Genomic DNA, 255 nt, shown 5'->3' on the forward strand with positions numbered 1-255 from the left:
GCCAACATGGCCGGCGTGATCGGCAGGCACCACGGCATCCGGAAGCTGGTCGAGCAGGAGGATTCGGAGTGGGACCTGATCATGCGCGTGAACCTGACGGGGCTGATGTACTGCATGCGGGCGCAGCTGCGGAAGATGGCGGAGCTGGGCCCGCCGAAGGAGGGCGGGAGTAGTACCAGGAGTATTGTCAACGCGGCGAGTATCCAGGGGTTGAGGGGATTCGCAAAGCATGCAGCGTATTCAGCGAGCAAGCAT

General features: G+C 62.7%; 1 protein-coding gene. It reads left to right on the top strand.

Annotation, left to right across the window (positions count from 1 at the left end; genetic code table 11):
• Nucleotides 1-15 precede the first annotated feature (15 nt).
• Nucleotides 16-255: SDR family NAD(P)-dependent oxidoreductase (locus tag PZC42_RS21955; RefSeq protein ID WP_277214330.1), on the top strand; the 240-nt coding region annotated here is incomplete at its 3' end.

The organism is Isoptericola croceus (assembly GCF_029382255.1).
Lineage (GTDB): Bacteria > Actinomycetota > Actinomycetes > Actinomycetales > Cellulomonadaceae > Isoptericola > Isoptericola croceus.